Annotated in this window: 26 protein-coding genes; 18 read left to right on the top strand and 8 right to left on the bottom strand. The window is 45.7% G+C overall.

Going from position 1 to position 25,675, the window contains the following annotated elements; translation table 11 throughout:
* Position 1 precedes the first annotated feature (1 nt).
* From OSC7112_RS23310 to OSC7112_RS23275, 8 genes are all read left to right on the top strand, one after another.
* Complete coding sequence (locus OSC7112_RS23310; protein ID WP_015178212.1) at positions 2-217, top strand: hypothetical protein; 216 nt, start codon at positions 2-4, stop codon at positions 215-217.
* Positions 217-477 (top strand): type II toxin-antitoxin system RelE family toxin, encoded by a 261-nt coding sequence (locus OSC7112_RS23305; RefSeq protein ID WP_015178211.1) that lies wholly within the window; start codon positions 217-219, stop codon positions 475-477. The genes OSC7112_RS23310 and OSC7112_RS23305 overlap by 1 nt, the downstream gene beginning before the upstream one ends.
* A 120-nt stretch (positions 478-597) precedes the next feature.
* On the top strand, positions 598-798 hold the full coding sequence (locus OSC7112_RS23300; RefSeq protein WP_015178210.1) for a hypothetical protein: 201 nt from the start codon (positions 598-600) through the stop codon (positions 796-798).
* Positions 798-1,052: a ParE family toxin-like protein gene (locus OSC7112_RS23295; protein ID WP_015178209.1), complete on the top strand. Its 255-nt coding sequence runs from the start codon at positions 798-800 to the stop codon at positions 1,050-1,052. The genes OSC7112_RS23300 and OSC7112_RS23295 overlap by 1 nt, the downstream gene beginning before the upstream one ends.
* A 197-nt stretch (positions 1,053-1,249) precedes the next feature.
* A complete protein-coding gene (locus OSC7112_RS23290; RefSeq protein WP_015178208.1) occupies positions 1,250-1,492 on the top strand; it encodes a hypothetical protein in 243 nt (80 codons plus the stop codon).
* Positions 1,489-1,740, top strand: coding sequence for a type II toxin-antitoxin system RelE family toxin (locus tag OSC7112_RS23285; protein ID WP_015178207.1), 252 nt, complete (start codon positions 1,489-1,491; stop codon positions 1,738-1,740). Before OSC7112_RS23290 ends, OSC7112_RS23285 begins: the two co-directional genes overlap by 4 nt.
* A 121-nt stretch (positions 1,741-1,861) precedes the next feature.
* On the top strand, positions 1,862-2,092 hold the full coding sequence (locus OSC7112_RS23280) for a hypothetical protein (RefSeq protein ID WP_015178206.1): 231 nt from the start codon (positions 1,862-1,864) through the stop codon (positions 2,090-2,092).
* Positions 2,085-2,471 (top strand): type II toxin-antitoxin system VapC family toxin, encoded by a 387-nt coding sequence (locus tag OSC7112_RS23275; RefSeq protein ID WP_015178205.1) that lies wholly within the window; start codon positions 2,085-2,087, stop codon positions 2,469-2,471. The genes OSC7112_RS23280 and OSC7112_RS23275 overlap by 8 nt, the downstream gene beginning before the upstream one ends.
* Positions 2,472-2,585: 114 nt before the next feature.
* Here the strand turns inward: OSC7112_RS23275 and OSC7112_RS23270 are convergent, their stop codons facing one another.
* Positions 2,586-2,738: a type II toxin-antitoxin system HicB family antitoxin gene (locus tag OSC7112_RS23270; protein WP_015178204.1), complete on the bottom strand. Its 153-nt coding sequence runs from the start codon at positions 2,736-2,738 to the stop codon at positions 2,586-2,588.
* Entirely contained in the window at positions 2,728-2,991 is a 264-nt protein-coding gene (locus OSC7112_RS23265; RefSeq protein WP_015178203.1) for a BrnA antitoxin family protein, read from the bottom strand. The genes OSC7112_RS23270 and OSC7112_RS23265 overlap by 11 nt, the downstream gene beginning before the upstream one ends.
* A 286-nt stretch (positions 2,992-3,277) precedes the next feature.
* On the opposite strand from OSC7112_RS23265, the gene OSC7112_RS34670 reads away from it, so the two are divergent.
* Entirely contained in the window at positions 3,278-4,381 is a 1,104-nt protein-coding gene (locus OSC7112_RS34670; RefSeq protein ID WP_190274257.1) for a hypothetical protein, read from the top strand.
* Between the two features lie 152 nt (positions 4,382-4,533).
* Here the strand turns inward: OSC7112_RS34670 and OSC7112_RS23255 are convergent, their stop codons facing one another.
* Positions 4,534-8,529, bottom strand: coding sequence for a magnesium chelatase subunit H (locus OSC7112_RS23255; RefSeq protein ID WP_015178201.1), 3,996 nt, complete (start codon positions 8,527-8,529; stop codon positions 4,534-4,536).
* 534 nt (positions 8,530-9,063) lie between these two features.
* On the opposite strand from OSC7112_RS23255, the gene OSC7112_RS23250 reads away from it, so the two are divergent.
* From OSC7112_RS23250 to OSC7112_RS42205, 4 genes are all read left to right on the top strand, one after another.
* Positions 9,064-10,053 (top strand): hypothetical protein, encoded by a 990-nt coding sequence (locus tag OSC7112_RS23250; protein ID WP_015178200.1) that lies wholly within the window; start codon positions 9,064-9,066, stop codon positions 10,051-10,053.
* 301 nt (positions 10,054-10,354) lie between these two features.
* Positions 10,355-11,398, top strand: coding sequence for a calcium-binding protein (locus OSC7112_RS23245; RefSeq protein ID WP_015178199.1), 1,044 nt, complete (start codon positions 10,355-10,357; stop codon positions 11,396-11,398).
* A 248-nt stretch (positions 11,399-11,646) separates the two neighbouring features.
* On the top strand, positions 11,647-12,696 hold the full coding sequence (locus OSC7112_RS23240) for a calcium-binding protein (RefSeq protein ID WP_041623389.1): 1,050 nt from the start codon (positions 11,647-11,649) through the stop codon (positions 12,694-12,696).
* 237 nt (positions 12,697-12,933) lie between these two features.
* Complete coding sequence (locus OSC7112_RS42205) at positions 12,934-14,520, top strand: hypothetical protein (protein ID WP_015178197.1); 1,587 nt, start codon at positions 12,934-12,936, stop codon at positions 14,518-14,520.
* A gap of 222 nt (positions 14,521-14,742) precedes the next feature.
* Here OSC7112_RS42205 and OSC7112_RS23225 read toward each other — a convergent pair whose 3' ends face one another.
* Positions 14,743-15,219 (bottom strand): ankyrin repeat domain-containing protein, encoded by a 477-nt coding sequence (locus OSC7112_RS23225; protein WP_015178196.1) that lies wholly within the window; start codon positions 15,217-15,219, stop codon positions 14,743-14,745.
* Between the two features lie 36 nt (positions 15,220-15,255).
* Here OSC7112_RS23225 and OSC7112_RS23220 point away from each other — a divergent pair, with 36 nt between their 5' ends.
* Positions 15,256-16,518: a glycosyltransferase family protein gene (locus OSC7112_RS23220; RefSeq protein ID WP_015178195.1), complete on the top strand. Its 1,263-nt coding sequence runs from the start codon at positions 15,256-15,258 to the stop codon at positions 16,516-16,518.
* A 215-nt stretch (positions 16,519-16,733) separates the two neighbouring features.
* Here the strand turns inward: OSC7112_RS23220 and OSC7112_RS36110 are convergent, their stop codons facing one another.
* From OSC7112_RS36110 to OSC7112_RS38545, 3 genes are read right to left on the bottom strand one after another with little or no spacing between them, the layout of a single operon-like run.
* Positions 16,734-16,904: a YqaE/Pmp3 family membrane protein gene (locus tag OSC7112_RS36110; protein ID WP_015178194.1), complete on the bottom strand. Its 171-nt coding sequence runs from the start codon at positions 16,902-16,904 to the stop codon at positions 16,734-16,736.
* Positions 16,905-16,943: 39 nt separating this feature from the next.
* Entirely contained in the window at positions 16,944-17,888 is a 945-nt protein-coding gene (locus OSC7112_RS23210) for a fused MFS/spermidine synthase (protein ID WP_015178193.1), read from the bottom strand.
* The gene (locus OSC7112_RS38545) at positions 17,878-18,186 is read right to left on the bottom strand and encodes a hypothetical protein (RefSeq protein ID WP_150111591.1); all 309 of its coding nucleotides are present in this window, start codon (positions 18,184-18,186) and stop codon (positions 17,878-17,880) included. Before OSC7112_RS38545 ends, OSC7112_RS23210 begins: the two co-directional genes overlap by 11 nt.
* A 315-nt stretch (positions 18,187-18,501) precedes the next feature.
* Between OSC7112_RS38545 and OSC7112_RS23205 the strand changes: the two genes are divergently transcribed.
* From OSC7112_RS23205 to OSC7112_RS41230, 4 genes are all read left to right on the top strand, one after another.
* On the top strand, positions 18,502-19,572 hold the full coding sequence (locus OSC7112_RS23205) for a sensor histidine kinase (protein ID WP_015178192.1): 1,071 nt from the start codon (positions 18,502-18,504) through the stop codon (positions 19,570-19,572).
* 79 nt (positions 19,573-19,651) lie between these two features.
* Positions 19,652-22,213 (top strand): primosomal protein N', encoded by a 2,562-nt coding sequence (gene priA, locus OSC7112_RS23200; RefSeq protein ID WP_015178191.1) that lies wholly within the window; start codon positions 19,652-19,654, stop codon positions 22,211-22,213.
* A 322-nt stretch (positions 22,214-22,535) separates the two neighbouring features.
* Positions 22,536-22,874: a hypothetical protein gene (locus OSC7112_RS41235; RefSeq protein ID WP_223300675.1), complete on the top strand. Its 339-nt coding sequence runs from the start codon at positions 22,536-22,538 to the stop codon at positions 22,872-22,874.
* 48 nt (positions 22,875-22,922) lie between these two features.
* A complete protein-coding gene (locus OSC7112_RS41230; protein ID WP_397318082.1) occupies positions 22,923-23,144 on the top strand; it encodes a hypothetical protein in 222 nt (73 codons plus the stop codon).
* A 616-nt stretch (positions 23,145-23,760) separates the two neighbouring features.
* On the opposite strand, the gene gltD is transcribed toward OSC7112_RS41230, so the two are convergent.
* Positions 23,761-25,245, bottom strand: a complete 1,485-nt coding sequence (gene gltD, locus OSC7112_RS23190; protein WP_015178190.1) for a glutamate synthase small subunit — start codon at positions 25,243-25,245, stop codon at positions 23,761-23,763.
* Positions 25,246-25,675 lie beyond the last annotated feature (430 nt).

Below are 25,675 nucleotides of genomic sequence, written 5' to 3'. Positions count from 1 at the left end.
GATGCAAGTCAAAGACATGACAGTCGATCAATTGCGGGACTTAATTCGGCATACCGTGGAACAGTGTTTAGAAGAATATTTGGGCGATCCTGATGCAGGTTTAGAAGTTAAGGAAGAAGTCAAGCAGAAATTGTTAGAGTCAATGAAGCGCAAACAAGCAGGAGAAAGTAGCGTCGAACCTGGGGAAGTTTATCAAAAACTTGGCATAAAATCCTAATGAGCTATTCGGTTGAGTTGACAGCAGAAGCTCTGGTTAACCAAGAAAGATTGACTCAGGCTGTGCAGGAGCGTATAGGTAATAAAATCAATTGGTTGGCTGAAAATTTTGAACAAATAACTCCTATGCCGTTGTCGGCTAATCTGGCAGGTTTCTTTAAGTTAAGAGTGGGTGATTATCGGGTAATTTATTCTTTTGATGATGATTTAAATGTGATTACTATTCACCAGATTGGACACCGGAGAGAAATTTATGATTAACTGAAGTGCGATCGCACTTTGGGAAGATAAGGGCGATCGCTTTTCCCCGAATCCCGAATTGAGATATAATAAATAACAAGCAAAAAAATTAACGAAATTTAGTGTAACTTAAGACACCCTATGTTGACTATTGAACAGATAGAAAATGCGATTCTCCAACTTCCACCCAACAAGATTGGAGAGTTGTTAGAGTGGTTTATGAATTTGGATTACCAACGATGGGATGTTCAGTTAGAAAAAGATAGTGGTGAGGGGAAACTGGATGCTTTAGCAGCGGAGGCGATCGCAGATTTTGAGAGTGGTAACTATCGAGAGATTTAATGCACTACACTACTCGAAAGTTTTGGGATTGTTACAATGCTTTGCCATCAAATGTACAAGCTACAGCAGATCAGTGTTATGAGTTGTTGAAGGCAGATCCGTCTCATCCTTCTCTGCATTTTAAGAAGGTTGGTAATTATTGCTCTGTAAGGGCCGGACAAGCTTATCGGGCGTTGGGTATTGAAATTAAAACAGGTATTTTGTGGTTTTGGATTGGTACTCACGCAGAGTACGATCGGCTGATAGGAAAGTAAGGGCGATCGTACTTTTGGGAAGATAAGGGCGATCGTACTTTGGGAAGATAATGGCGATCGCACTTTAGGAAGATAAGGGCGATGGCGCTTTGGGAAAATAAGGGCGATTCCCTACGGGATAGCTGCGATCGCCCGTACTTCTCTAGGTCCTAAATTGCTATAATGACGATAGGCCAAACAATCTTAATGCAGAGTCTATGTTTACTTATAGCAAGGTACTGAATCAAGTTAAAAGCCTCACGCTTGCAGAGCAACTGCGGTTATTAGAAGACTTGAAAAAAATGATTCAGTTACGAGAAGAAGTCGCAGAAGATGATGAAGTAATTTCAGCAGAAGAAATAGCAGAGAGTGAAGGTGCTTGGCAAGATTACCAGGCCGGTCGCGATCGGGGGATATCCTCCCAAGAACTCAAATTGAAGCTATTTGGAGAAAAAAATTGACTGACTACATTCTCCTGAAAGCAGCAGAACGCTATTTATCGCGAATGCAACCGGATGACCAAGTACGAATTGTCAAGGCTTTAGATACTTTAGTAAGTGACGATAGAGGGCTTGATATTAAGCAACTTAAAGGTCGTCCTGAATTAAGGCTGCGAGTGGGTAAATATCGGATACTTTTTGTAGAAGACAGGGAAAATCAAGTATATGTTGTGACTGCGATTAATTCTAGGGGGGATGTTTACAAATAAGGGCGATCGCACTTTGGGAAGATAAGAGCGATCGTACTTTGGGGAAATAAGGGCGATCGCACTTCCTTCGATCCTAAATTGCTATAATGACAATCAGCCCAAAAATCTCAACATAAAGCCTATGTCTACTTATAGCGAGGTACTGAGTCAGGCTCAAAATCTCACTCTTGAAGAGCAACAGCAACTGTTAGAAGTATTGTCAGCTTTGATGCGCGATCGGGTAACAACCCAAACTCAGGATAGCAGTCAAAGATTGTCCAGGAAAAATTTAAAGAGATGGCGAGGTTTTTTGCCTAAGCGTGTGGATGCTTTGGAATTCCAGTTGCAACTTAGAGAAGAATGGGATGATTAATAAATATCTTCTCGATACCAACATTCTGATTTACTACTTCTATGACGAGGCGGAGGTTCAGCCTATATTTGATGAGATTGAAGCTGGAGATGCAGAGGCATTTTACTCTCCGATTAGTTGGGTAGAGTTACTTTGTTACCCGGCCTTGACAGAAGAACAAGCGAATGAGTTGCGAGAATTTTTGAGGCTTATTAAGTGCGTATCATTAACAGAATCAGTTTTAGATCGGGCAGCCCAAATTCGTAGAGATTATCGCTTGAAATTAGGTGATGGTGTAATTGCAGCCTGTGCTTTAGTTGAGGGATGTGTCTTGGTAACTCGCAATGCTAAGGATTTTAAGCGCGTTGATGGGTTAACTATATTGAATCCATTTGATTAGGTAAAAGAAGGGGCGATCGCACTTTGGGAAGATAAGGGCGATGGGCTGTGATTCTATTTCAACTACCCAAACATCAAGCGACCTTTCGGTTGAGGAATAGGACGACCCAGTGCGTTAGCCGTTTCTATCCACTCCTGCATAATAATCTCTAGATTTTGCTGCTTCTTGATAAGTTTCGCCATCTGCAGCACATCCGAGCAATTCAGGTAGTTGGGCAATAAATGCCTGGTCTTCCTCACTCCAGTAAAGGATTAGTTCATACTTCATGATTGTTCTTTATGTGATGTTCAACATAAGAGCGCAGCACAGCATTCATTAGAGATTGATAACCTTTTCCTTGGCTTTTAAACCAATCTAATACATCGCTATCAACTCTTAAAGAAATAGCTTGTTTTGTCAGTGGTGTTACGAGTTTTGCTTTTGCCCAAAAATTCGCATCTAATTCAGGAATATCAGATGTATCGATCGCAGATTCTGGAATATTCTCTAATTCTTCAAGTCGTTTTCGCGAGATAGTCATATTCAAACTGCATGATGCTGTATATACAAAACGTGTCTACTTATAACATAGCACGAAGGCGATTGCCCTTCGAGAATACTCCCCAAAGTTCGATCGGGGGGAAAGCGGAGGGGCGATCGCACTTTGAGAAGAAAAGAGCGATCACTTTTGCAACTTTTATTTAAGAAATGTCAAAAATAATTAAGAAATAAATTCCGGAGACTACTTGCAACTCAGTGTACTCTTAAATAATATTAAATTTGAATGTAAGATTATGAATACCAGTAGTAGAGATGAGAGAGCTTCGATGAATCAACGTAGAAAAAATTCTTACAACTCAGTATTTTCCCTGATAGTGCTATTACTGTTTTCTGGCTGTAGTGGCGACGGACCTACGTTTAAGGGCGAGGTTGTTGTGAAAATAGAGAACTTAGAAAAGGTTATACAAACTTTCGATAAAGGTATCAATACTCTAGGGAGTGAATCTAGGAGCTGGCAGAACGTTTTGGAAAATGTCCAAAAGCAGTTAACTCAGGATGTAAAGTCCACTATCAAAAACGAAATTACCGACCTTATCAAAACTGGAATTGCTAGCGTCGGTGAAGAGGGTCGCTGTAATGCTGACTTTGTAGGCCAAAGATCGCGTCATGCCTTGATTGAAATAAGAAACGAACTGGCGAAGGAAGTGAATGAACTGGCAAAGCAAGAGAGAATACCTCTCAAGCCAGTTGAAATTTTAGAACCTGCGGTGTGTATCGTGAATCCTAGTTCTATTGACGTAGCTCGGGTTGACCTGGAGCTGGAGCGGGAGCGGTTAAACAAACTTGAAATTAGTGGATATGACTTTAAGCCATCATCAATTAAGGTTATTTTAAAAGATCGCGATCAAACGGAAGAAGATGTAAGCACAACTGCCGATTCAACCAGTAAGTATAATTTCATCTTAAACCTCAGTAAAGTTAATGGAGTACCACTATCGCCTGTCAGTGATAAACTAATTCTAAAGGGGAAGGGGAATGATACGATAATATCAACTATTAGTATCATTCAGCCTTCGTATAATAAAGGTTTAACAAAAAATATTTGGGAGGACATTTCTGCGGGGCGTATTACAATTGCTAAGGCCATCATTCTAAATAAAATTTCGTGGCGAGATGGTGAACGTGGCTGTTCCACTGTCGGGTACGAAGAAATTGCCGAAGTCCGGAAAAAAATAGATGAGGCAACTAACTTTTGCGTTGCAAGAGTCAGAAACGATATAAATGCTGGTAATCCTTCAACTTCAAACGCCATTTTTCAAGGCGTTATTTCCTGGCAAAACGCTCAATCTCAATGTCGCTTTATGCTGGAAGAAGAAAAAGACAGAGTGAGACAAGCACCAGAACTTGGAGCTTCAGGTTTCTGTAGGTAATAGCTTCTGACAGATTTAGATACAAAGTAAATACATCACAAACGTAACGTCGATCGAGGGGTTTCATTCTCACACAGCAATGCTTTAACTTTATCTTTCTGATTAAGGCTTTGTAGAGACGTTGTATGCAACGTCTCTACATTTTCATGCCGCTATTCTACTCCCTCAATCCGGTCTTCCACCTCCTGATAAAGTTCACGCAGACGATCCAAATTGTTCTCCGAAGTCTCCCAATAACCCCGGCCGTTCACCTCAAGCAAAGTGCTGACAATCTTGCGGAAAGAATGAGGATTTAAGTTAAGCAAACGCTTCTGCATCTCCTCATCTTGGATAAACGTAGTGTTGACATCCTCATACACCCAATTATCCACAGCGCCCGCCGTCGCACTCCATCCAGTCGTATTCACCAGACGCTTAGAAATCTCCCGCACACCTTCATAACCGTGCGACAACATCCCCTCATACCACTTCGGATTCAGCAGCTTAGTCCGCGAATCTAAACGCACGGTTTCTGATAGCGTCCGCACCTGCGCGTTAGCTGTGGTTGTATCAGCAACAAAGGATGTCGGTTGCTTCCCATCTGCGCGCAAACTGCCGATCAATTTAGTCGGATCGGAGTCGAAATAGTGCGACACGTCGGTTAGGGAAATCTCGGCAGAATCCAAGTTTTGGAAGGTGACTTCCGCAGTTTTCAAGGATGATTCAAAAATCTTCCGGTCTTGTTCCATTGTTCCCGGATTGTCGGAAGAAAAGGCGAAGGATTTGCGAGTTAAGTACATTTCCTGCAACTCGGCTTCGCTTTCCCAAGTGCTGTTTTCCACCGCCAAGTTGATGTTAGATGAATAGGAACCAGAGGCATTGGAAAATACCCGGGTTGCTGCTTGCCGCAGGTTGATTCCCATTTCTTCCGCTTGCTTCAATGCGTGTTTGCGAACGAAGTTCATTTCTAACGGTTCGTCGGCTTCCGCTGCCATTTTCACGGCTTTATCTAACAAATTCATTTGGTTGATGAACAAGTCGCGGAATACGCCGGAACAGTTAATTACTACGTCGATCCGAGGGCGTCCCAACTCTTCTAAAGAAAGCAATTCGAGTTTGTTTACCCGGCCCAAAGCGTCGGGAACTGGCTTCACTCCCACCATCCACATTACTTGGGCGAGGGATTCGCCGTAAGTCTTGATGTTGTCGGTTCCCCACAACACAACGGCGATCGTTTCTGGGTAATTTCCGCCGTTATCAACGCGCTGTCTTTCTAACAGCCGATCGACTACAACCTTAGCAGACTTAACCGCCCCCGTTGTAGGGATTGACTGCGGGTCTAAAGCGTGCATATTCTTGCCAGTCGGCAAAACATCCGGGTTGCGAATCGGATCGCCACCGGGGCCGGGCAGAACATACTCGCCTTCTAACGCCCGCAACAGTGCGCCTAATTCGTTGTCGGCACAAACTTGCTGCAAGCAGAATTCCAGATACTCAAACAGCGGTTTAATCGGTTCTGGATCGATTTTTTTGTAACCGGCGGCGTGCAAAGCTTCAATCCAAGGTGTTTTCTTGCCCATGTTGAAGAAATTCAACTTAGAAACAAGGGAAACTCTGCCCTCAGCATCGGTTTGTTCCTTCACCAAAGCGCCAACGGCATCCCGACAGGCCAAGGTGATGTTTTGCAGCAATTCGACATCACTTAAAATGCCTTTGTCGCTATTGGTATAAATTTCGCCGATATCGCGTCCGAGACTGTTAGCGATAATCCGCGGCAAGCCGATCAGCCCGTCTTCTTCGCGGTCTAAATTGGCGATATTCACCAAAGTTGCGATCGCCTCTTCCGCAGTCGGCGGCTTACCGATAACGTGCAAACCGCAAGGTAACAACCGCGACTCAATTTCCATCAACTTGCGGTAAACCAAGCCAACTAAATTGTCCCGTTCCTCCGCAGTCATTCCCGCAGCAACCCCTCTTTCTTGTTCGGGAGGTAGGGCGATATCTTTATCCAAATTCACCAAACGGCATTTTTCGACGATCGCATCAACAATCGGCACACCCCGCCCAGTCTCTTTCAAAGTTTGATAAGAAGCAATTAACTCGCTGAGTTCCTGCAAACCTTTGTACAAACCAGCATTTTCAGCCGGAGGAGTCAGATAGCTGATTGTTTCAGCATAACTGCGGCGCTTAGCAATTGTTGCCTCGCTGGGATTGTTGGCGGCGTAATAATAGATATTGGGAATTTTGCCGATCAAACTGTCGGGATAACATTCCCCAGACATTCCCATCTGCTTACCAGGCATGAATTCTAGCGAACCGTGAGTGCCAAAGTGCAGCACCGCATCCGCACCCCAAATGCGCTCCAAATATGTATAGTAAGCAGCAAAACCGTGGTGCGGGCTGGCGGAACGAGAGAATAACAACCGCATCGGATCGCCTTCGTATCCAAAAGTAGGTTGCACTCCGATAAACACATTGCCAAAATGTTTGCCGAAAATCAGCAAATTTTGTCCGTCGCTGTTCAAATGTCCCGGAGGCGGGCCCCAATTTTCTTGCAAGCGTTCCGAGTAAGGAGTGAATTCTTCGTATTCAGCTACCGACATCCGGTAAGCAACATTTAATTCCGGAGTTTGGTATTGGGCTGTTGCGTCGTGGATGACTTCTTGCATCAGTTTTTCGGCGGAATCCGGCAATTCTGGCAAGTCGTAACCGTTGCCTTTTAAGGCTTTCAATACTTGGTAAATCGAGCCGAAAACGTCCAAATAAGCGGCAGTTCCGACGTTGCCTTTGTCCGGCGGGAAACTGAAAACTGTGATCGCAACTTTTTTATCTAATTTTGGTTTGCGGCGCAGCATTGCCCATTTCATGGCGCGCTGGGAAATTGCTTCGATCCGGTCTTGTAGGGCGATCGCCTTGCCAGTTGCGCCATCACGTCCCGACAAAATAATCGGTTCGATCGCGCCATCCAACTCGGGAATGGCAATTTGCAAAGCAACTTGAATCGGGTGCAAGCCTAAATCGCTATTTTCCCACTCTTCCGTCGTTTGGAAAACCAGCGGCAAAGCCACCATGTAAGGGCAATTTAATTTTTTCAAAGATTCGATCGCCTTCGGGTGATCTTGTTTCGCCGGGCCGCCCACCAGCGCAAAACCAGTCAGAGAAACGACCGCATCAACGATAGGCAGCGGTGCAACACCTTTGGTCCCAACTTCCAAGAAAAAAGTTTCGACGGGTTTCGAGAAGTCCAAACCGCCGGCAAAAATCGGCACCACCCGCGCCCCCATTGCCTCCAATTCCTGCACCATTGCTACATAGTGCGCGTCATCTCCCGTGACTAAGTGAGTCCGCTGCAACACCAAGCCAATGCAAGGTGCGAGGGGGTCTTTGAGGTCTGCCGAAATATCTTTGCGGGCGTTGTACCAGGTGAGGTATCCTTTGACATCCTCAAACATTGACGGTGCCAAAGGATGCCAAATTCCCATGTCCGGGTAGACAACGGGCTCTTCAAAAGTTAACTGTTCCTGTCCTTTGAAAACATATTTATGTGACAGCATCAGCAAGAAGTTTTCCAAGTTTTCTTGGGAACCGCCCAGCCAATACTGGAAACTCAGCATGAAGTTTCGCGCATCTTGGGCTTTGTCGATCGGCAAATATTTCAGCACTTTCGGCAAAGTTTGCAGCAGTTTCAGCATTCCGTCTTGGAAGGAACTCCCGGATTTTTCCTTCCGTTTTTTCATGAATTCGCCGATCGCACTTTTGCTTTGTCCCAACTGTGCCATCGAGAAACTGCCCATTTTATTGAGCCGCATCACCCCTGGCATCGACGGGAAGACGACGGCGACATCCAAGCTGTCGCGCAGCGGTTCAACTGCCGCTACCACTTTTTCGGCTAAATCTTCGATGAAAATTAGAGAAGCAATAAATACATTGGCATCCGCCACATCCCGCTTGAAGGCCTCGTAATTTTCCGGGCTGCGGAGTTCCTCGATCAGGTAGCCGCTGATTTCTATTGCCAAATTCGGATTTTTCTGGTTTATCGATCGAACCGCTGCCGACAGGGCGCTTTGATACTGCGGTTCCAGTACGACATAGACCACCTTCATGAGCGATCGCCCCTGCAAGTTTTCCGGCACAACGTGGCGAATGGTGGGCTTGACGTGAGTGAACATCCGGTTAGGCTCCTTTAAGATGCTGTTTTCGGGAATCGGGAATTTTTTTATCCCATAAGCATTTTTACCAGAAAACGCTTGCCATTAGGCGATTTGAGCCTGCATATGACACAATTCGACAAATTTATGGCAATTTTTCGTTACATTTTTTTATAAATTCCTTGAGCAAATACTCCATATTTTATTTACAAATTTTTACTTGACAAAAATTACTTTATGTATATATAATCACGTGATTGAATAAAAATAATTAAAAATTAACCAACCATTGGCAAAGAAATCCTGAAAAAAGTGCCAAGTTTTGTATAATCGATCAAGCTTGCGATCGAGCAATTAAGTGATGGAAAAAAGGCGTAATTTGTGAAGGCAGAATGTAGCCTTCGGATCGTTCCTGACTCACCAAAATCGATCGGTTCCCAGGAACTTAAAACGATTTTATAAAGTCTGTTGTGTCTAAGTTCCTGATTGGCGCTCTAGTTCAGGGAAAGCTAATTGCTATGGACTATCAAGCTCATCAAAACATTAGGGGAAAACATGGCTAACTACGCAATTTTTGACGAACAATACTACCTCGCCTCATATCCTTGGATCAAACCAGCCATTGATGCCGGAGTCATCAAATCCGGGAGAGAACACTTTGAAAAATACGGTCAAGCTGCCGGTCTAACCAAAGTATCGCGGTATTTTGACGAAAATACTTACCTTGCGGCCAACCCAGATCTCGCACCCTTCGTCCGCACAGTCAACCCAAACGCACCTTTTGCGACCGGTCTCGATCACTTTATCCAGTTCGGTTACGATGAAGGACAGCGCCGCGCTCAAGTATCCCCTGAGTACAGCGAAGATTTTTATTTAAAAAATAACTCAGATCTGGTACCGTTTGTAGGCCCCAATGCACCTTTCAAATCAGGATACCAGCATTTCATTCAATTCGGGGCCAAAGAAGGTCGGTTTGGGACTTCATTTTTTGAACCGGAATACTTAAAGAAAAACCCCGACATCGTGCCGTTTGTCAACTCGGGAGCCTTGAGAACCGGCCGGGAACACTACTTCAATTTCGGCAAAAACGAGCCAAGCCGCGACGCAACTTTTGTTGGTAGCCGAAGCAACGATATTCTCACTGGTGTTGGTGTGGGGAATACCGAACTGATTGGAGTGGAAGTAGGTATCGATCGCAACGGCAACCGACAGTATGAAAGCTTTGGCACCAATGAGTTCGATGTCCTGATTGGCAGTCCGGGAGCTGATACATTCGTACTCGGAGTTCCTGCTACAGCGGGGAATGTCATCCCGACACCGCTGTATTTGGGTAACGGTCAAGCTACCATTCGCAACTTCGACATAGAAAGAGATTTTATCCAACTGCAAGGAAATTCTTTAAGCGACGGCTACAGCCTGACTCCGGTTGGCAACAATTTGTCAATCCAGCGTTTTGGAGACGTGCTCGGCGTGATTGAAGGAGGAGCAAGCTTGGGTTTGACTTTCCAAGAATCTAACGGTAACGGTACTTTCTTGATTGGTTAGTCATTGGTCATTGGTCATTAGTCATTGGTCATTGGTCATTAGTCATTGGTCATTAGTCATCAGTCATTAGTCATTAGCTAATGCTGATGATTAATGATTTTTTATTGGTGGTGGGCGATGGTTCTATAAGGATCGTCAATTAAATAATTTCCCTTTCTTCTTGTGGGATGGGCCGATTCCGCCCGTCCTTTCTGGGCGGGCGGAATCGGCCCATCCCACAGCAAACAGGAAAAGTGGATTTTATTTAATTCTCATTCCTAAAAAAGTACGATCGCACTTTACATTCTTTAAACAGCAAACTATGAATTACGATATCTTCGACGAACAATACTACCTTTCGCAATATCCGTGGCTGAAACCAGCGATTGATGCAGGAATCATCCAATCTGGAAGAGAACACTTTGAAAAATTCGGTCAAGCCGCCGGCCTCACAAAAATATCGCGGTATTTTGACGAAGATACTTACCTTGAGGGAAATCCAGACCTTAAACCCTTTGTCCGCACCCCCAACAACCCAAACGCGCCTTTTGCTACAGGCTTAGATCACTTTATCCAATACGGTTACGAAGAGGGTCGCACTCGCGTATCGCCTGACTATGACGAAGAATTTTATTTAAAACGATACCCGATACTGGCTCAGTTTGTAGAGAACGGAACTTTTAAATCAGGGTTTCAACACTTTGTCAACTTCGGAGTCAAAGAAGGTCTTTATGCGAACACCTTTTCTGAACAAACATACTTGGGGAGCCACAGTGATGTAGCAGCAGCAGTCAGGGCGGGATTTTTTAAAACAGGCGGAGAACACTACCGAGAATTTGGGCAATTTGAACCAGATCGCACAGCAGCTTTTATGGGAACTTCCGGCAATGATATCGTCACAGGTTTCGGAGTGGGAAATGTTCAGCTATTTGGAGTTCAATTAGATTTAAGCAATAACATAACCTGGCCGTATGGAGGTGGTGGCAGCGATGAATTCGATACTCTGATTGGCGGTAGCGGTCGCGATAGATTCATGTTGGCCGGTACAGTTCGAGGTATAGGGGGTAGTAGACCGACGCCTCAAACGTTCCCGTTCTACATCGGGCCGGGTTTTGCTACAATTCGGAACTTTACCCAAGGTCAGGATAGCATCCAGCTTCCAAAGATTTCCTTAGAACAATTATTGATATTTCCCATCAACAATAATCAAGATTTAGCTATCCAAACGAACGGCTTCCCGATCTTTGCAAATGGTATTTCCACAACCAGTCGCTTTGACACAATTGCTGTTATTGAAGGTGGCGGAAAGCTCAGTTTGAATATCTTGCCACAAGATGGTTTTTTATCATCTTCTTCCCTTGGATAGAAATCGCGAAGGTATTCAGAATTTTCTTTGGGATGCTGGGGAGTGCGATCGCACTTTCCTCTGCCAACAACTCGCATTTCGCGATCGCACTTTACGTTCTCAAATAAACAACGATGAATTACGACATCTTTATAGAGCTTAAGTGAGATTTGACTGAGACTTGGAAAAAATCACCCGATCGGGTATTGTGTCAGTTCCTGATGAGTGATAAATTGCATAAACAGCTCATTAAAGGTCGCCGCAAAAAAATGGCTAGTTACGCAATTTTTGACGAAAAATACTACCTTTCTCAATATCCTTGGGTGAAACCAGCCATTGATGCAGGAGTTATCAAATCGGGACTAGAACACTTTCAAAAATTTGGTGAAGCAGGCGGCTTAACCAAAGTATCGCGGTATTTTGACGAAGCTACTTACCTCGCTGGCAACCCAGACATCGCTGCCTTAGTCCGCACCCCCAACAACCCAAATGCACCTTTTGCGACGGGCCTAGATCACTTTATTCAATACGGTTACGAAGAAGGTCGAAGTCGCGTATCGCCTGAGTATGACGAAGCATTTTATCTCGCAAATAACCGACAGTTACAGCCGTTTATTCAGAATGGAACTTTTAAAAACGGCTACCAGCATTTCATTCAATTCGGTCTCAAGGACGGTCAGTTTGGGACTTCATTTTTTGAAACAGAATACTTACAAAAAAATCCCGATGTTCGGCCTTTTGTCGAATCGGGAGCATTGAAAACAGGTCGGGAACACTACTTCAATTTCGGCAAAAACGATCCAAGCCGCTCTGCGACTTTTATCGGAAGTTCCGGGAATGACATCATTACCGGTGCTGGGGTGGGGAATAGCGAATTAATTGGAGTTGAAGTAGGTTTACGTACAGGTAATGGCTTTGGCGAGGGCCGAGTGTATGAAGGTGACGGTAGCAATGAATTCGATACTCTCACTGGCGGTAGCGGCCGCGATATATTCGTACTCGGTGACCTTATAGAAGGCGGTAAAAGTTCTCCGCCCGGAACCAAAATATTCTATATTGGGCCGGGTTTTGCGACAATTCGGAACTTTACAAAAGGTCAGGATAGCATCCTGCTAGGAGATGCGTTTTTACCTTTCTCAGATCAATACTTGATATTGCCCATCAACAACAATCGAGATTTAGCTATCCAATACAAAGCTTCACTCCTCGCTGTTCCCGGAACGGCTCCGTTTGACACGATCGCTGTTATTGAAGGTGGCGGAAATCTCAAGTTGAATTTATTACCAGAATCTAGAGTTACTAGATTTGCACTTGGGTAGAAATCTCGAAGCTATTGGGGATTTGGCTGATTGCTGCTGGAAAGTGCGATCGCACATTCAAAAAATGTGCGATCGCACTTTACGTTCTCAAATAAACAACGATGAATTACGACATCTTTATAGAGTTTAAGTGAGATTTGACTGACACTTGGAAACAATCACCCGATCGGGTATTGTGTCAGTTCCTGATGAGTGATAACTTGCATAAACAGCTCATTAATGCCCCTGTAGGAAAACATGGCTAGTTACGCAATTTTTGACGAAAAATACTACCTTGCTCAATATCCTTGGCTGCAACCGGCTATTGATGCAGGAATTATAAAATCTGGGAGAGAACACTTTGAAAATTTTGGTCAAGCCGCCGGTCTCACCCAAGTATCGCGGTATTTTGATGAAGAAACCTATCTATCTCAAAATCCAGATATTGCTCCCCTGGTTCGTAGCGCCAACAATCCCAACGCGCCTTTTGCCTCTGGTTTAGACCACTTTATCCAGTTTGGCTACGAAGAAGGCCGCACCCAAGTATCGCCTGACTACGACGAAGCATTTTATTTAAAACGATACCCGGTACTTGTGCCGTTTGTACAAAACGGAACTTTTAAATCCGGTTTGGAACACTTTATCAAATTCGGAGCCAAAGAAGGTCTTTATGCGAACACCTTTTTTGAACCCGAATACTTGCTGAAAAACCCCGATGTAGCAGCAGCAGTCAAGGCTGGAGTTTTCAAAACAGGTGGGGAACACTACCGAAAATTTGGACAATTTGAGCCAGCGCGATCTGCTACATTTGTCGGTACTAAAGGCACTGACATTGTAACGGGATTTGGTGTGGGAAATGTTGAAATCATTGGGATTCAAGTATCTTTAAATGCAGCGGGCGATCGAGTTTATGAAAAACCTTCCGATTTTCCCTCACCCGTAAACGACACCCTAATTGGCGGTAACGGTACTGATACTTTCGTGCTCGGTGTTGGGGATTTTTCCGATGTGAATGGGGGTCAATTCTACGGGGGGGTTAGCAACAGCAACTACGCTACGGTTAAAAACTTTGACCCGCAAGCCGATAAGATCCGCCTAGCGGGAACGCGAGGCAACTATATGTTGAACAATACTCCTAATGGAGATTTTAGGATTAGTGTCGGGCCGATTAGGGCTCTCGCACCGGTAGGTATAGTCGAGGGCGGTCTGAATATGCCGTTTTTCGTAAATCGGGGGCGCGATCTCTTAATTTTTGATAAAGTTTCTGTATTGGATAACTTTTGGGAAGCTGGATATTTAGCAAACAATCCCGATGTTGCTACGGCGGTTAAAGCAGGAAGTTTTGCTTCAGGTCTCGATCAGTATACAAAAGTTGGTCAATTTGAAACCAATCGATCTGCAACTTTTGTCGGGACTTCTGGGAATGATATTGTGACTGGTTTTGGTAAGGGAAAAACGACAATTATTGGAGTTGATTTTGATGGCAGTTATTTCAGTGACGGCAGCAACGAATTTGATACCTTGATTGGTAGCGAAGGTGCTGATACTTTTATTTTGGCTTATGACAATACTTCGCCACCACCGGGCGGTCAACCTAGCACTCAAGAATTGTACTTAGGCCCGGGTGAGGCTCGGATTCGCGGCTTCAATCCCAGTCAGGGAGATGCACTCCAGCTATCAGGCAAATTCAGTAACTATCAAATATCTCCAGTGGGTGGAGATTTAGTCATATCAAGAGGAGGAGATAGAATTGCAATTCTTGAGGGAGGTGCTGGATTAAATTTGAAACAACAGACTTTTCCTCAACTTGCTGACATTTATGATTTTCCTTTCTTGGTTGGCTAGAAACCGGGTTGATTGATTTTTTTAACAGGACTTACGCACAGACTATCGTAAACCGGGTTTAATTATAAACCCGGTTTCTTGAATCAACCCAGTTTCTGAATGTAGTTCTGGAGGCATGGGGTAGTCAGAAACCGGGTTTTTTTACGAAAATCTTCGTTAGAGTCCACAGATTAGATGAAAAACCCGGTTTCTCTGGCCTTAATGCGTAATTCCTGCGAATAATTAAGCCCGATCGCGCGCTAGCTTCAAAACCTCAACCGCATCTTTGTGACCTTCCGAAGACGCCCAAATTAACGCCGTCCAAGTATTATTATCCTTAGCTTTGATATCAGCTCCTTTATCGATTAAAAATTCCACAACTTGAGTGCGCCCGCTACCTGCAGCACTCATCAAAGCCGTCAAACCAAAATTAGTTTTAGCATTCACATCCGCCCCCGCCTCCAGCAAAAGCTGTACAATCTCGGTATGTCCGGCAGCAGCGGCACTCATTAACGCCGTCCACCCGTCATTGTCGTGACTGTTGACATCCGCACCTGCCGCCAGCAATTTTTTGACGATCGCCGAATTGCCAGCCTCAGCCGCCGTCGTCAAAGCCGTCTCACCTTGCTCATCTTTGGCATTGATATCTGCACGCTGTTCGATCGCACTTTCTACAGCAGCAACATCACCCGTTTTGACGGCATTAATTAAATCTGTCATAAAATCTCCCTTGCATCCTCTCAAATCTTAAATCGCATGGCAGTAGATATTTTAATCCTCTCCAACGGCCCCGGAGAATTGGCAACTTGGGTGCGTCCCGCCGTGCAAGCTTTGCGCGACCAATTGGGAAACGCGGGCACTCAAGCCCGCATCTCTGTGGTGCTGTCCCCCTGTCCGCACGCCACCGGGAAAGAAGCGCAAATTGCATTTTCCTACCCAGAAGTTGACAGAGTGCAAGCACCGGAGCATTTTTTTCCATTCTTATTGTCGGGCAAAACTGCTGAAAATTGGGATTGGCACGAAACAGGAGTTGTTTTATTTTTAGGCGGCGACCAATTTTTTACAGTTGTTATTGGCAAAAGACTCAAATATCGCACTGTTATTTATGCTGAATGGGACGCGCGGTGGTATCGCTGGATTGATAAATTTGCGGCGATGAAACCGGAAGTTTTTGCTAAAATTCCAGAAAAATATGCTAAGAAATTTACAGTTGTCGGAGATTTGATCGCGGAAGTAGGGAACGGGAAATCTGGCAGGGCGGGCACGGGAGCACCGCCCCTACGGAAAATAGAATTAATTGGATTGTTGCCCGGTTCTAAAGCTGCCAAATTAGCTTTAGGTGTACCTTTATGTTTGTCGATCGCCCAATCCATCCACCGCATCCGCCCTGAAACTCGCTTTGTAATTCCCGTTGCTCCTACCATAGATGTGCAAACTCTAGCACGTTTTGCCGACCCTGAATACAATCCTTGCCTGCATTTATTTGAGAACGCTAGCGCCGAACTTCAGTTAACAGAACGGCCGTTTTTGCAGACAGCAAATAACTTGCAAGTAGAACTTTGGACGCAGACACCCGCTTACGATTTGCTATCAGAATGCAGCCTGTGTTTAACTACTGTGGGAGCTAATACTGCCGAATTGGGTTCGTTAGCTGTACCGATGATTGTTTTGATTCCGACGCAGCAATTGGATGCGATGAAAGCTTGGGACGGATTGCCGGGATTGCTGGCAAATTTGCCGTTAGTCGGTTCAGTTTTTGCTACGGCGATTAATTGGCTAATTTGGCAATTGGGAAAGGGAAAGCTTTATGCTTGGCCGAATATTTGGGCACAGGAGGAGATTGTGCCGGAGTTAATTGGGAAGCTGGAACCGGAAGTAATTGCTCAATTGGCGATCGACTATTTGAGCCATCCTGAAAAATTAGCACAGATGGGCGATCGTTTGCGTGCGGTTCGAGGAGAATCGGGGGCGGCGAAAAAAATTGCTGAATTGGTTTGTGAAGAAATTGAGTTGCAATAATCAATAAAACCTCGTAGGGGCGGGTTCACCAACAATCTCTGACTGTAATTCATAATTTAAATAAACCCGCCCCCACCCAACGGTAAATCTCAATCTGCATTATTCCAGTATTTTATAAATAAAGGTTGATACAGGCTATTAGTTGGGTGGGGGCGGGTTTTTGAGATTGTCGGTTTTTGGCAATTATTGCTGGTGAAACCCGCCCCTGCAATAGCTTAAGCTCGATCGTGCTTGGCAATTATCCAAATGGCGTGGATCATACCCGGAAACCAGAAAAAACAGGTTAGAACCAGGTTGATCCAAAAATCAGTGCCGAGGCCTACAGTCAAAAATACACCCAGCGGGGGAAGAAAAATTGCAGCAACTATGCGAATTAAATTGCTCATCTCAGTTACTCCAAACGAGTTTTCTCTTTCAATTTAACTTCACTGACTGACAGAGCCTTTCCCGAAAAACTTAGGCGGTGCTGCCATAGTGTAAACTTCGGTTTCAGCGGCGATTACCTGCCGCAAGTGACCGGGAAGCTGCATCAAGCCCAACAGTGTAATTCCGTCGAACATCCGGAACCCGCCAGTTGTTTTCTCGGCAAGTAATTTGTCAGTAACTGCCGGTTCGGGTCGCGTATTTATTTCTTGATTAGAAGCTATCGCAAAACCCCAAGGAGCTCCGTAAGTAGAAATAAAGCTGGTGCAGGATTGAACGTTGGAGAAAACAGATTTCAGGGTATTGACAATGCGAGCGTGCATTTTCATTTCTGCCGGCGAAACTGGGCCCGCTTGCACTACGAAATATCCGTTAGGTGACATTACGCTGCGAACTTTCTCAAAATACTCCTTGGTAAACAACTGGAAAGATGGGCCTTCTTCAATGGGATCGGACAAGTCAGAAATGACAATATCCCAATCATTGTCAGTTTTGTCTAAATAGTCCAAAGCATCGCCGATCACTACTTCGCAGCGGGGGTCGTCAAAGGCATTTTGGTGCATTTCGGGCAGGTGTTCGCGACAAGCTTCTACTACTTCGCCGTCAATGTCGATCATCACGACTTTTTCAACTGTTTTCCAGCGCAGCACTTCTCTAATTGTAGCTCCTTCTCCGCCGCCGAGAACGAGGACTTTTTTGGGGGAACCGTGACAAATCATGGCTGGGTGTACCAAGGGTTCGTGGTACAGAAACTCGTCGCCCGTACAAGATTGCCACTTACCGTCTAAAACTAAGCCTTTGCCGTAAGTACCGGTCTGAACTACGTACATTTCTTGATAGGCTGTTTTTTTGTAAGCAAGCACCGCGATGACGCCGTGAACGTAAATATCCCAAGGGGTAATGTACTCGCTCATCCAAAAGTCTGCACGAACTTCGCTACCTGACATCAATTACTCTCCAAATATAAATTGCTGTGTCGATGTTGTCACAAGTAGTAGTTCTTAACACAAAATGGTGCGGGTGTGTGAGTACGATCGACACATTAAAGTGAGATTTTTCAGCAATGGTATAGTGTGATTGCGTTCTGGGAACTCGCAAGTGCCTTGTTACTTGAGATTGCTGGTGGGCGATCGACGGGGGGCGCGATCGCACTTTTCCCGTCGGCCCCGGTCGATCGCACTCACATTTAATATTTGCGCCAGCAACGCCGGCGGGTTTTGTACAAAGGTTGTCTGAATCGGGCAATTTTTCGCCCTGGGCCCGCCTTTATAAGTTTGCGATCGGGCTGCTTATTTATCAACAATCCGATGAAAACGGCGCAAATACGAGAGCGGGAAATAAAAGTAGCGATCGGTTTTAACCAGATTTGTTATTAATATGTTGACATTTTGAATGTATCTTAGATAAGATTTTTAGACCTACCAAAATAAAGGAAGTGTTGAAAATTTCTGACAAAATTGGCTAGGCGATGTGCACCGAGATTCTAATTAGGTAAAGGATGCAACTAAATTTTCTAATAAAACTGTTCTGACACTATTTTTAGTTTCAAAATAATAGCCGATGGAACCAACAGACTGGGACAACAGAATCAAAGAGCTGGAAAAGGAAAATCGAATACTCCGGGAAAAACTCGAAAATTCGGAAACCGAACGCAGCCAATTCCAAGCCCTCAATCAAAAAAAAGAATTTTTGCTCAAAAAACTAACGGAGGAATTTAGAGATTACGAATTTTTTTTAAAAGCAAGAATCTCTACACTAGAAAAAGCTCTCTTAAACCAGCAAACAACGCAGATCAAATTGATCGAAGCCGAAAAAATGTCGGCTTTGGGCATTTTGGTAGCTGGTATCGCCCACGAAATCAACAATCCCGTCAACTTCATCTACGGCAATATTACCTATGTCAATGACTACGCTGGCGACATTTTAAAATTGCTAGCAATGTACCAGGATCGGTATCCCGAAACAGATGCAGAGATTGAAGACTTTATGGAAAAAATTGATATCGACTTTCTGCGCGAAGATTTGTTAAAAACTCTTTCTTCAATGAAAGTTGGCTCCGAGCGCATCCGCGAAATTGTACTAACTTTACGCAACTTTGCGCGGGTAGATGAAGCTGAAAAAAAACCAGTTAATATTCACGAAGGCATTGAGAGCACCTTGTTAATTTTGCAGCATTTAACTAAAGAAAAACCCGGTCATTCCGCGATAAAATTCATTAAAGATTATGGAGATTTGCCCAAGGTAGAGTGTTATGCTGGTCAATTAAATCAGGTGTTTATGAACATCATTAATAATGCTGTTGATGCCCTGCGGGAGCGAGAGCAAAAGTCTTCACTGGAGGAGATAGAAGCCAACCCGATCCAGATGACCATTACCACTTCTATTATTTCCGAAAATTGGGCAAGAATTAGCATCAAAGATAATGGTCTCGGAATGAATGAATCTGTAAAATCGAAAATTTTCGATCCGTTTTTTACCACCAAACCAGTTGGTCACGGGACGGGTTTGGGATTGTCAATTAGCTATCAGATTGTTGTGGACAAACACGGCGGGAGGTTGGAGTGCATCTCCGCAATTGGAGAAGGGACTGAATTGGCGATCGAGATTCCGATCGCCAATTCCCGCAGCTAAGATCGATCGATCGAGCTAAACTGAGGGATAATGAAAACTCCCTTTGACCGCGGCTCCTCCTAGTTTGATGTGCAACCCTATGTCTACTGTCACTTTTGGTTTGTCAACCCCTGTAGCGGCAGAGGCCGGGGCATCCTACGGCAGCAGCGAACCGCCACAGCGCCCCACCCTGCAAGCAGAGTGGATCGAGGTATTGGTGGACTCTCCTTTCAGGGTTGCGGGGGACTCCCCTGGGGAGGAAAATAAGTTATTTACCTATCGTTTACCTGCGGAACTTACCGTGCAACCGGGGGATATTTTGAGTGTACCCTTTGGCAGTCAACAGGTAGGGGCGATCGCAATTCGGTTCATTTCTCAACTGCCGCCCGACTTAGATCCGGCGCGGGTTAAAGATGTCGAAGATGTTGTCAGTACGGGTTTTTTCCCGCCGACTTACTGGGAATTACTCGATCGCACTGCCACCTATTATTGCACACCTTTAATTCAAGTAATTAGAGCCTCGCTGCCGCCCGGTTTGTTAAGCCGTTCCGTGCGCCGAATTCGCTTAATTAAAGACGCAATTTCTCCGAATGCCGAAACATTTCTCAATCCCGCAGCCAGTCAAATTTTGCAATTGCTGCAAGCTCAAAAAAACGGCGATTACACTTGGCAATACCTCCAGCGACAAGTCAAGGGAAGTTATCGGGGATTGCGAGATTTATTGAAACGCGGTTGGGTAGAAAGTTATTTAGAACCTCCCCATCCTCCCAAACCACAACTCAAACCGGCAGTGACATTAATTGCTAGTGCATTTGTCACAGATTTAACCAAGCGTCAACAAGAAGTATTGGAAGTTTTGCGCCGGGGTGGCGGTGAAATGTGGATGAATGATTTACTGAGGATTTGCAGCGCGAGTTCTTCGGTTGTCAAAGCTTTGGAACAAAAAGGTAGCGTTGTTATCGATCAAAGGGAAGTGCTCAGGGGCGATCGCGGAATTTCTCAATTGCCAGATGCACCCAAAACTTTAACTCATTTTCAAGCTGAAGCTTTAGCGTTTATTAACTCTTTTTCGGGATTCCGTCAAGTGCTGCTGCACGGCGTTACAGGTTCGGGGAAAACCGAAGTGTATTTGCAGGCGATCGCCCCAATCTTAGCCAGCGGCAAATCCGCCCTCGTACTCGTTCCCGAAATCGGCCTGACACCCCAACTTACAGACAGATTCCGCGCCCGTTTTGGCGAGCAAATTTGCGTGTACCACAGCGCCCTATCCGACGGCGAACGTTACGATACATGGCGTCAGATGCTGACTGGAACCCCGCAAATTGTCATCGGCACGCGATCGGCCATTTTTGCGCCTTTACCTCACCTCGGCTTAATTATCCTCGATGAAGAACACGACAGCAGCTTCAAACAAGACCAACCAGCCCCCTGCTACCACGCCCGCACCGTTGCCAAATGGCGCGCCGAATTAGAAAATTGTCCCTTAATTTTAGGTTCCGCAACGCCAGCCTTAGAGACTTTGGTGGGGACGCGCCGAGATTATTACTCGTTACCAAACATCCATTATTTATCATTGCCCGATCGCATTTATTCCCGCCCGATGCCGCCTGTGGAAATAGTCGATATGCGCCAAGAATTGCGGCAAGGAAACCGCTCAATTTTCAGCGCTTCCCTGCAAAACGCGCTGGAACAATTGCAAGCCAGACAACAGCAAGGTATCCTGTTTATTCACAGAAGAGGACACAGTACCTTTGTGTCTTGTCGGAGTTGCGGCTATGTGATGGAATGCCCGAACTGCGATGTTTCTCTGTCTTATCACCACGTCGGCGAAGGAACCGCAGAAGTGTTGCGCTGTCACTACTGCAACCACACGGAACGACACCCCCAAAACTGCCCGGAATGCAGTTCTCCTTACTTCAAAAACTTTGGCAGCGGCACTCAGCGAGTCGAACAGGAATTAACGAGATTATTTCCCGAATTGCGGGCAATCCGGTTTGACAGCGATACGACTAGAAATAAGGGCGACCACCGCAGATTGTTAACGCAATTTGCTAATGGGGAAGCTGACATTTTGTTGGGTACGCAAATGCTGACGAAAGGGTTAGATTTAGCTGGAGTAACATTGGTGGGAGTTGTGTCTGCTGACGGGTTGCTGAACTTATCAGATTATCGGGCAAGCGAACGAGCTTTTCAAACATTAACTCAAGTCGCGGGCCGTGCCGGCAGAGGCGACGATCCGGGGCGGGTAATTATTCAAACTTACACTCCCGAACACCGGGTTATTCAAGCAGTTAGGCGGCACGAATATGCAGGTTTTGTGGAAACAGAATTAGCAGAAAGATCGGCGCTGAATTATCCACCTTCGGGGCGGCTGATTTTGTTGCGGTTGAGCAGTGTAGATGCGGCGGAAGTTGCGGTGACGGCGGTACAATTGGCGTCTGTTTGTCATGAGTATATTGAGCGATTGTCTCTACCGGGGTGTGAGTTGTTGGGGCCTGCACCTGCGGCGATTATGCGGGTGGCAAATCGCTATCGGTGGCAGATTTTGCTGAAGTTGCCTTTGGATGAGTCGGTGGATTTGTCGGATTTGATCGGATTGCGCGATCGCACGCCGCGTTCTGTTAGTTTAACTATTGATGTCGATCCGTTGAATTTTGGTTGATTGGTGGGGTTATAGGCGATCGTAGGGGCTGGTTTCACCAACCATTTATGTTAGAAACCAACAATCTAATAAACCCGCCCCCGCTTGGGCGGCAAATCGGAATCTACATTTTTTGAACGATTTAGAAAATCAGGTTAAATTGGGTTATGGGTTGGGTGGGGGCGGGTTTTTGTAGATTGTTTGTGAGGCTCAAATATTGTTGGTAAAACCCGCCCCTACAGGTTATCGTCGGGGCGGGTTTCACCAACTATCTATGCCTGAAACCAACAATATAATAAACCCGCCGCCGCCCAACGAACAACTGTTTTATGGGGACAAAATTATGAAATACGATCCTCACAAACACCACCGCCGCTCAATTCGCCTGCCAGGATATGATTATAGGGTTCCCGGTGCGTATTTTATCACTATTTGCAGTTGGCAGCGCGAATGTTTATTCGGCGAAGTTATTAATGATAAAATGCAATTGAGTCGCTATGGGAAAACTGTTTTATTCAATTGGAGCATTCTTCCCAAACGTTACCAAAACGTAGCATTAGACAATTTTATTGTAATGCCAAATCACGTTCATGGAATTATTGTTTTGAAATGCAGCCCAGAAATAAATTCTACAGAATTAGATACATTTGGGCAGAAAAAATCAAAAATCCATCCTTTGTAGGAAATTGTGCGGGGTTTAAAAACATCTTCGGCGCGGCGAATTAACCAAATGCGATATTTGACAGGCATATCGGTGTGGCAGCGGGGTTATTACGAACATATCATCCGCAATGAAGAATCATTAGTTGCCATTCGTGAATATATTTTTAATAATCCTTTGTTGTGGGGAAAAGATGAATTGTATCCTCATAATTCAGTCAAAATTAATGAATTTAGTCCGCTGGCGACCGAATGGAATGGCAAATCTTATATACAGTCGATCGTCTTCTAATATTATGTCAATCGATTTGTAGGGTCGGGTTTCACCAACCATCTCTGCCATAAACTAACAATATAATAAACCCGCCCCGCTTGGGCGGGAAATCCAAAAGTACCAATGTGTAGGGGCGGGTTTCACCAACCATCTCTGTCATAAACCAACAATATAAAAAACCCGCCCCCCTACATTTTTGGGATGCTCTCAAACATCAGGTTGATCTGGGTTATTGGTTGGGTGGGGGCGGGTTTTTGTAGATTGTTTGTCAGCCTCAAATATTGTTGGTAAAACCCGCCCCTACAGGTGATCGTCGGGGCGGGTTTCACCAACCATCTCTGTCTGAAACCAACAATGTAATAAACCCGCCCCCTACATTTTTGGGATGCTCTATAAAATCAGGTTAATCTGGGTTATTGGTTGGGTGGGGGCGGGTTTATATAGATTGTTTGTCAGCCTCAAATATTGTTGGTAAAACCCGCCCCTACAGGTGATCGTCGGGGCGGGTTTCACCAACCATTTATGTCTGAAACCAACAATATAAAAAATCCGCCCCCGCCCAAAGGTAAATCGGAATCTACATTTTTTGAAGGCGATCGAACATCAGGTTAATCTGGGTTATTGGTTGGGGGTCTTACGGCAAATCCGTGCTCCCCATCAAATAAAGGTCGCACTCCCGGGCCACGCCCCGCCCTTCATTAATCGCCCAAACCACCAAACTTTGTCCCCGGCGACAGTCACCCGCGGCGAACACTCCCGGAATGCTGGTTGTATATTTTTCGTGCTCGGCTTTCACGTTGCTGCGGGCGTCGCGTTCCAATCCCAAGTCATCCAGCAAGGGCTGTTCCGGGCCGAGGAAGCCCATCGCTAGCAACACAAGCTGTGCGGGCAACACTTTTTCGGTGCCCGGGATTTGTTTCGGAATGAACTGCCCTTTCTCGTTTTTCGCCCACTCCACCTCAACGGTGTGCACGGCTTTGACATTGCCGTTTTCGTCGCCCTCGAACTTGGTCGCCGTGGTGAGATAGCCGCGGGGGTCGTCGCCGAATTTGGCTGCGGCTTCTTCTTGGCCGTAGTCGAGGCGGTAGACTTTCGGCCATTCGGGCCAGGGATTGTTGGCCGCGCGTTCCGAGGGCGGTTTGGGGAGGATTTCTAGCTGTACCAGGCTTTTGCAGCCGTGGCGGATGGAGGTGCCCACGCAGTCGGTGCCTGTGTCGCCACCGCCGATAATCACAATATCTTTGCCTTCGGCGGAGATGAAGTTGCCGTTGGTGCTCTTGTCTAAAACTGCTTTGGTGTTGGCTGTCAAAAAGTCCATTGCGAAGTGGATGCCTTTTAATTCCCGGCCGGGGATGCCTAAGTCGCGGGGTTTGGTGGCGCCGGTACAGAGGACAACGGAGTCGTATTCTTTTAGCAGTTGTTCTGCTGGTAAGTCTTTGCCGACTTCGGTGTTGCAGACGAATGTCACGCCTTCGTCTTCGAGGATTTTGAGGCGGCGCATCACGACTTGTTCTTTGTCTAGCTTCATGTTGGGGATGCCGTACATTAGCAGCCCGCCTGGTCGATCGGCTCTTTCGTATACTGTTACCCAATGACCGGCTTTGTTGAGTTGCGCGGCGGCGGACAAACCGGCGGGCCCGGAACCGATGACGGCGATTTTTTTGCCGGTGCGTTTGGCTGGCGGTTCGGCAGTAATCCAGCCTTCATCCCAGCCTTTATCGATAATTGCGGCTTCGATGTTTTTAATCGTCACCGGCGGGTTGTTGATGCCGAGCACGCAAGCGCCTTCGCAGGGTGCGGGACAGACGCGGCCGGTGAATTCCGGGAAGTTGTTCGTTTTGTGGAGTCTGTCTAGGGCTTCTTTCCACAGTCCCCGATATACTAGGTCGTTCCATTCGGGGATGAGGTTGTTAATCGGGCAGCCGCTTGCCATGCCACTGATAATTGTGCCCGTGTGGCAAAACGGAATGCCGCAATCCATGCAGCGCGCGCCTTGGGTGCGGAGTTTGTCCTCATCCATCGGCAGGTGAAATTCGTCCCAGTTGTGGACTCTCTCGACTGGTGAGAGTTCGGAGGGTAATTCGCGCAAGAATTCGATAAAGCCTGTTGGTTTTCCCATAGTGGTGTTCTGGTTAGAATTTACTATTCTGGCAGTTTCTCAAAGGTGAAGCTGGCTGGCTTCTGAATTAACTATTGTCATCTAAATTGTGTGCGATCGCACCTCAGATTGAGCAATTTGTACATGAAATCTTTAATATCGCCGGGAGTCGGGGAATTGTCGGGAGCGGTAAAATATAGATAGATCGACAGCAAATATACCGGGTTTTTTACGGGGATTAAAGGTTTTAAAGGTTATGATGCAGTATTTTCGTCCATCAAACCCGGTTTCTACGTAATTTCAGCAAGGCTTATTCTCCGACGATCGCATTTACGGCTGCAGCCACATCTGGAAACCCTCGCGGCTTAACTCAGACGGCCCGCCAGCGTCAGCTTTCAAGCGCCGTCCCCATCAGGAGGGCTCGAAATACAATACAAAAAGTTACAGGTCT

Source organism: Oscillatoria nigro-viridis PCC 7112 (assembly GCF_000317475.1).
GTDB classification, from domain to species: domain Bacteria; phylum Cyanobacteriota; class Cyanobacteriia; order Cyanobacteriales; family Microcoleaceae; genus Microcoleus; species Microcoleus nigroviridis.
The sequence above is the reverse complement of the archived record's forward strand: the minus strand, read 5'-3'. Positions and strand labels throughout refer to the sequence as shown.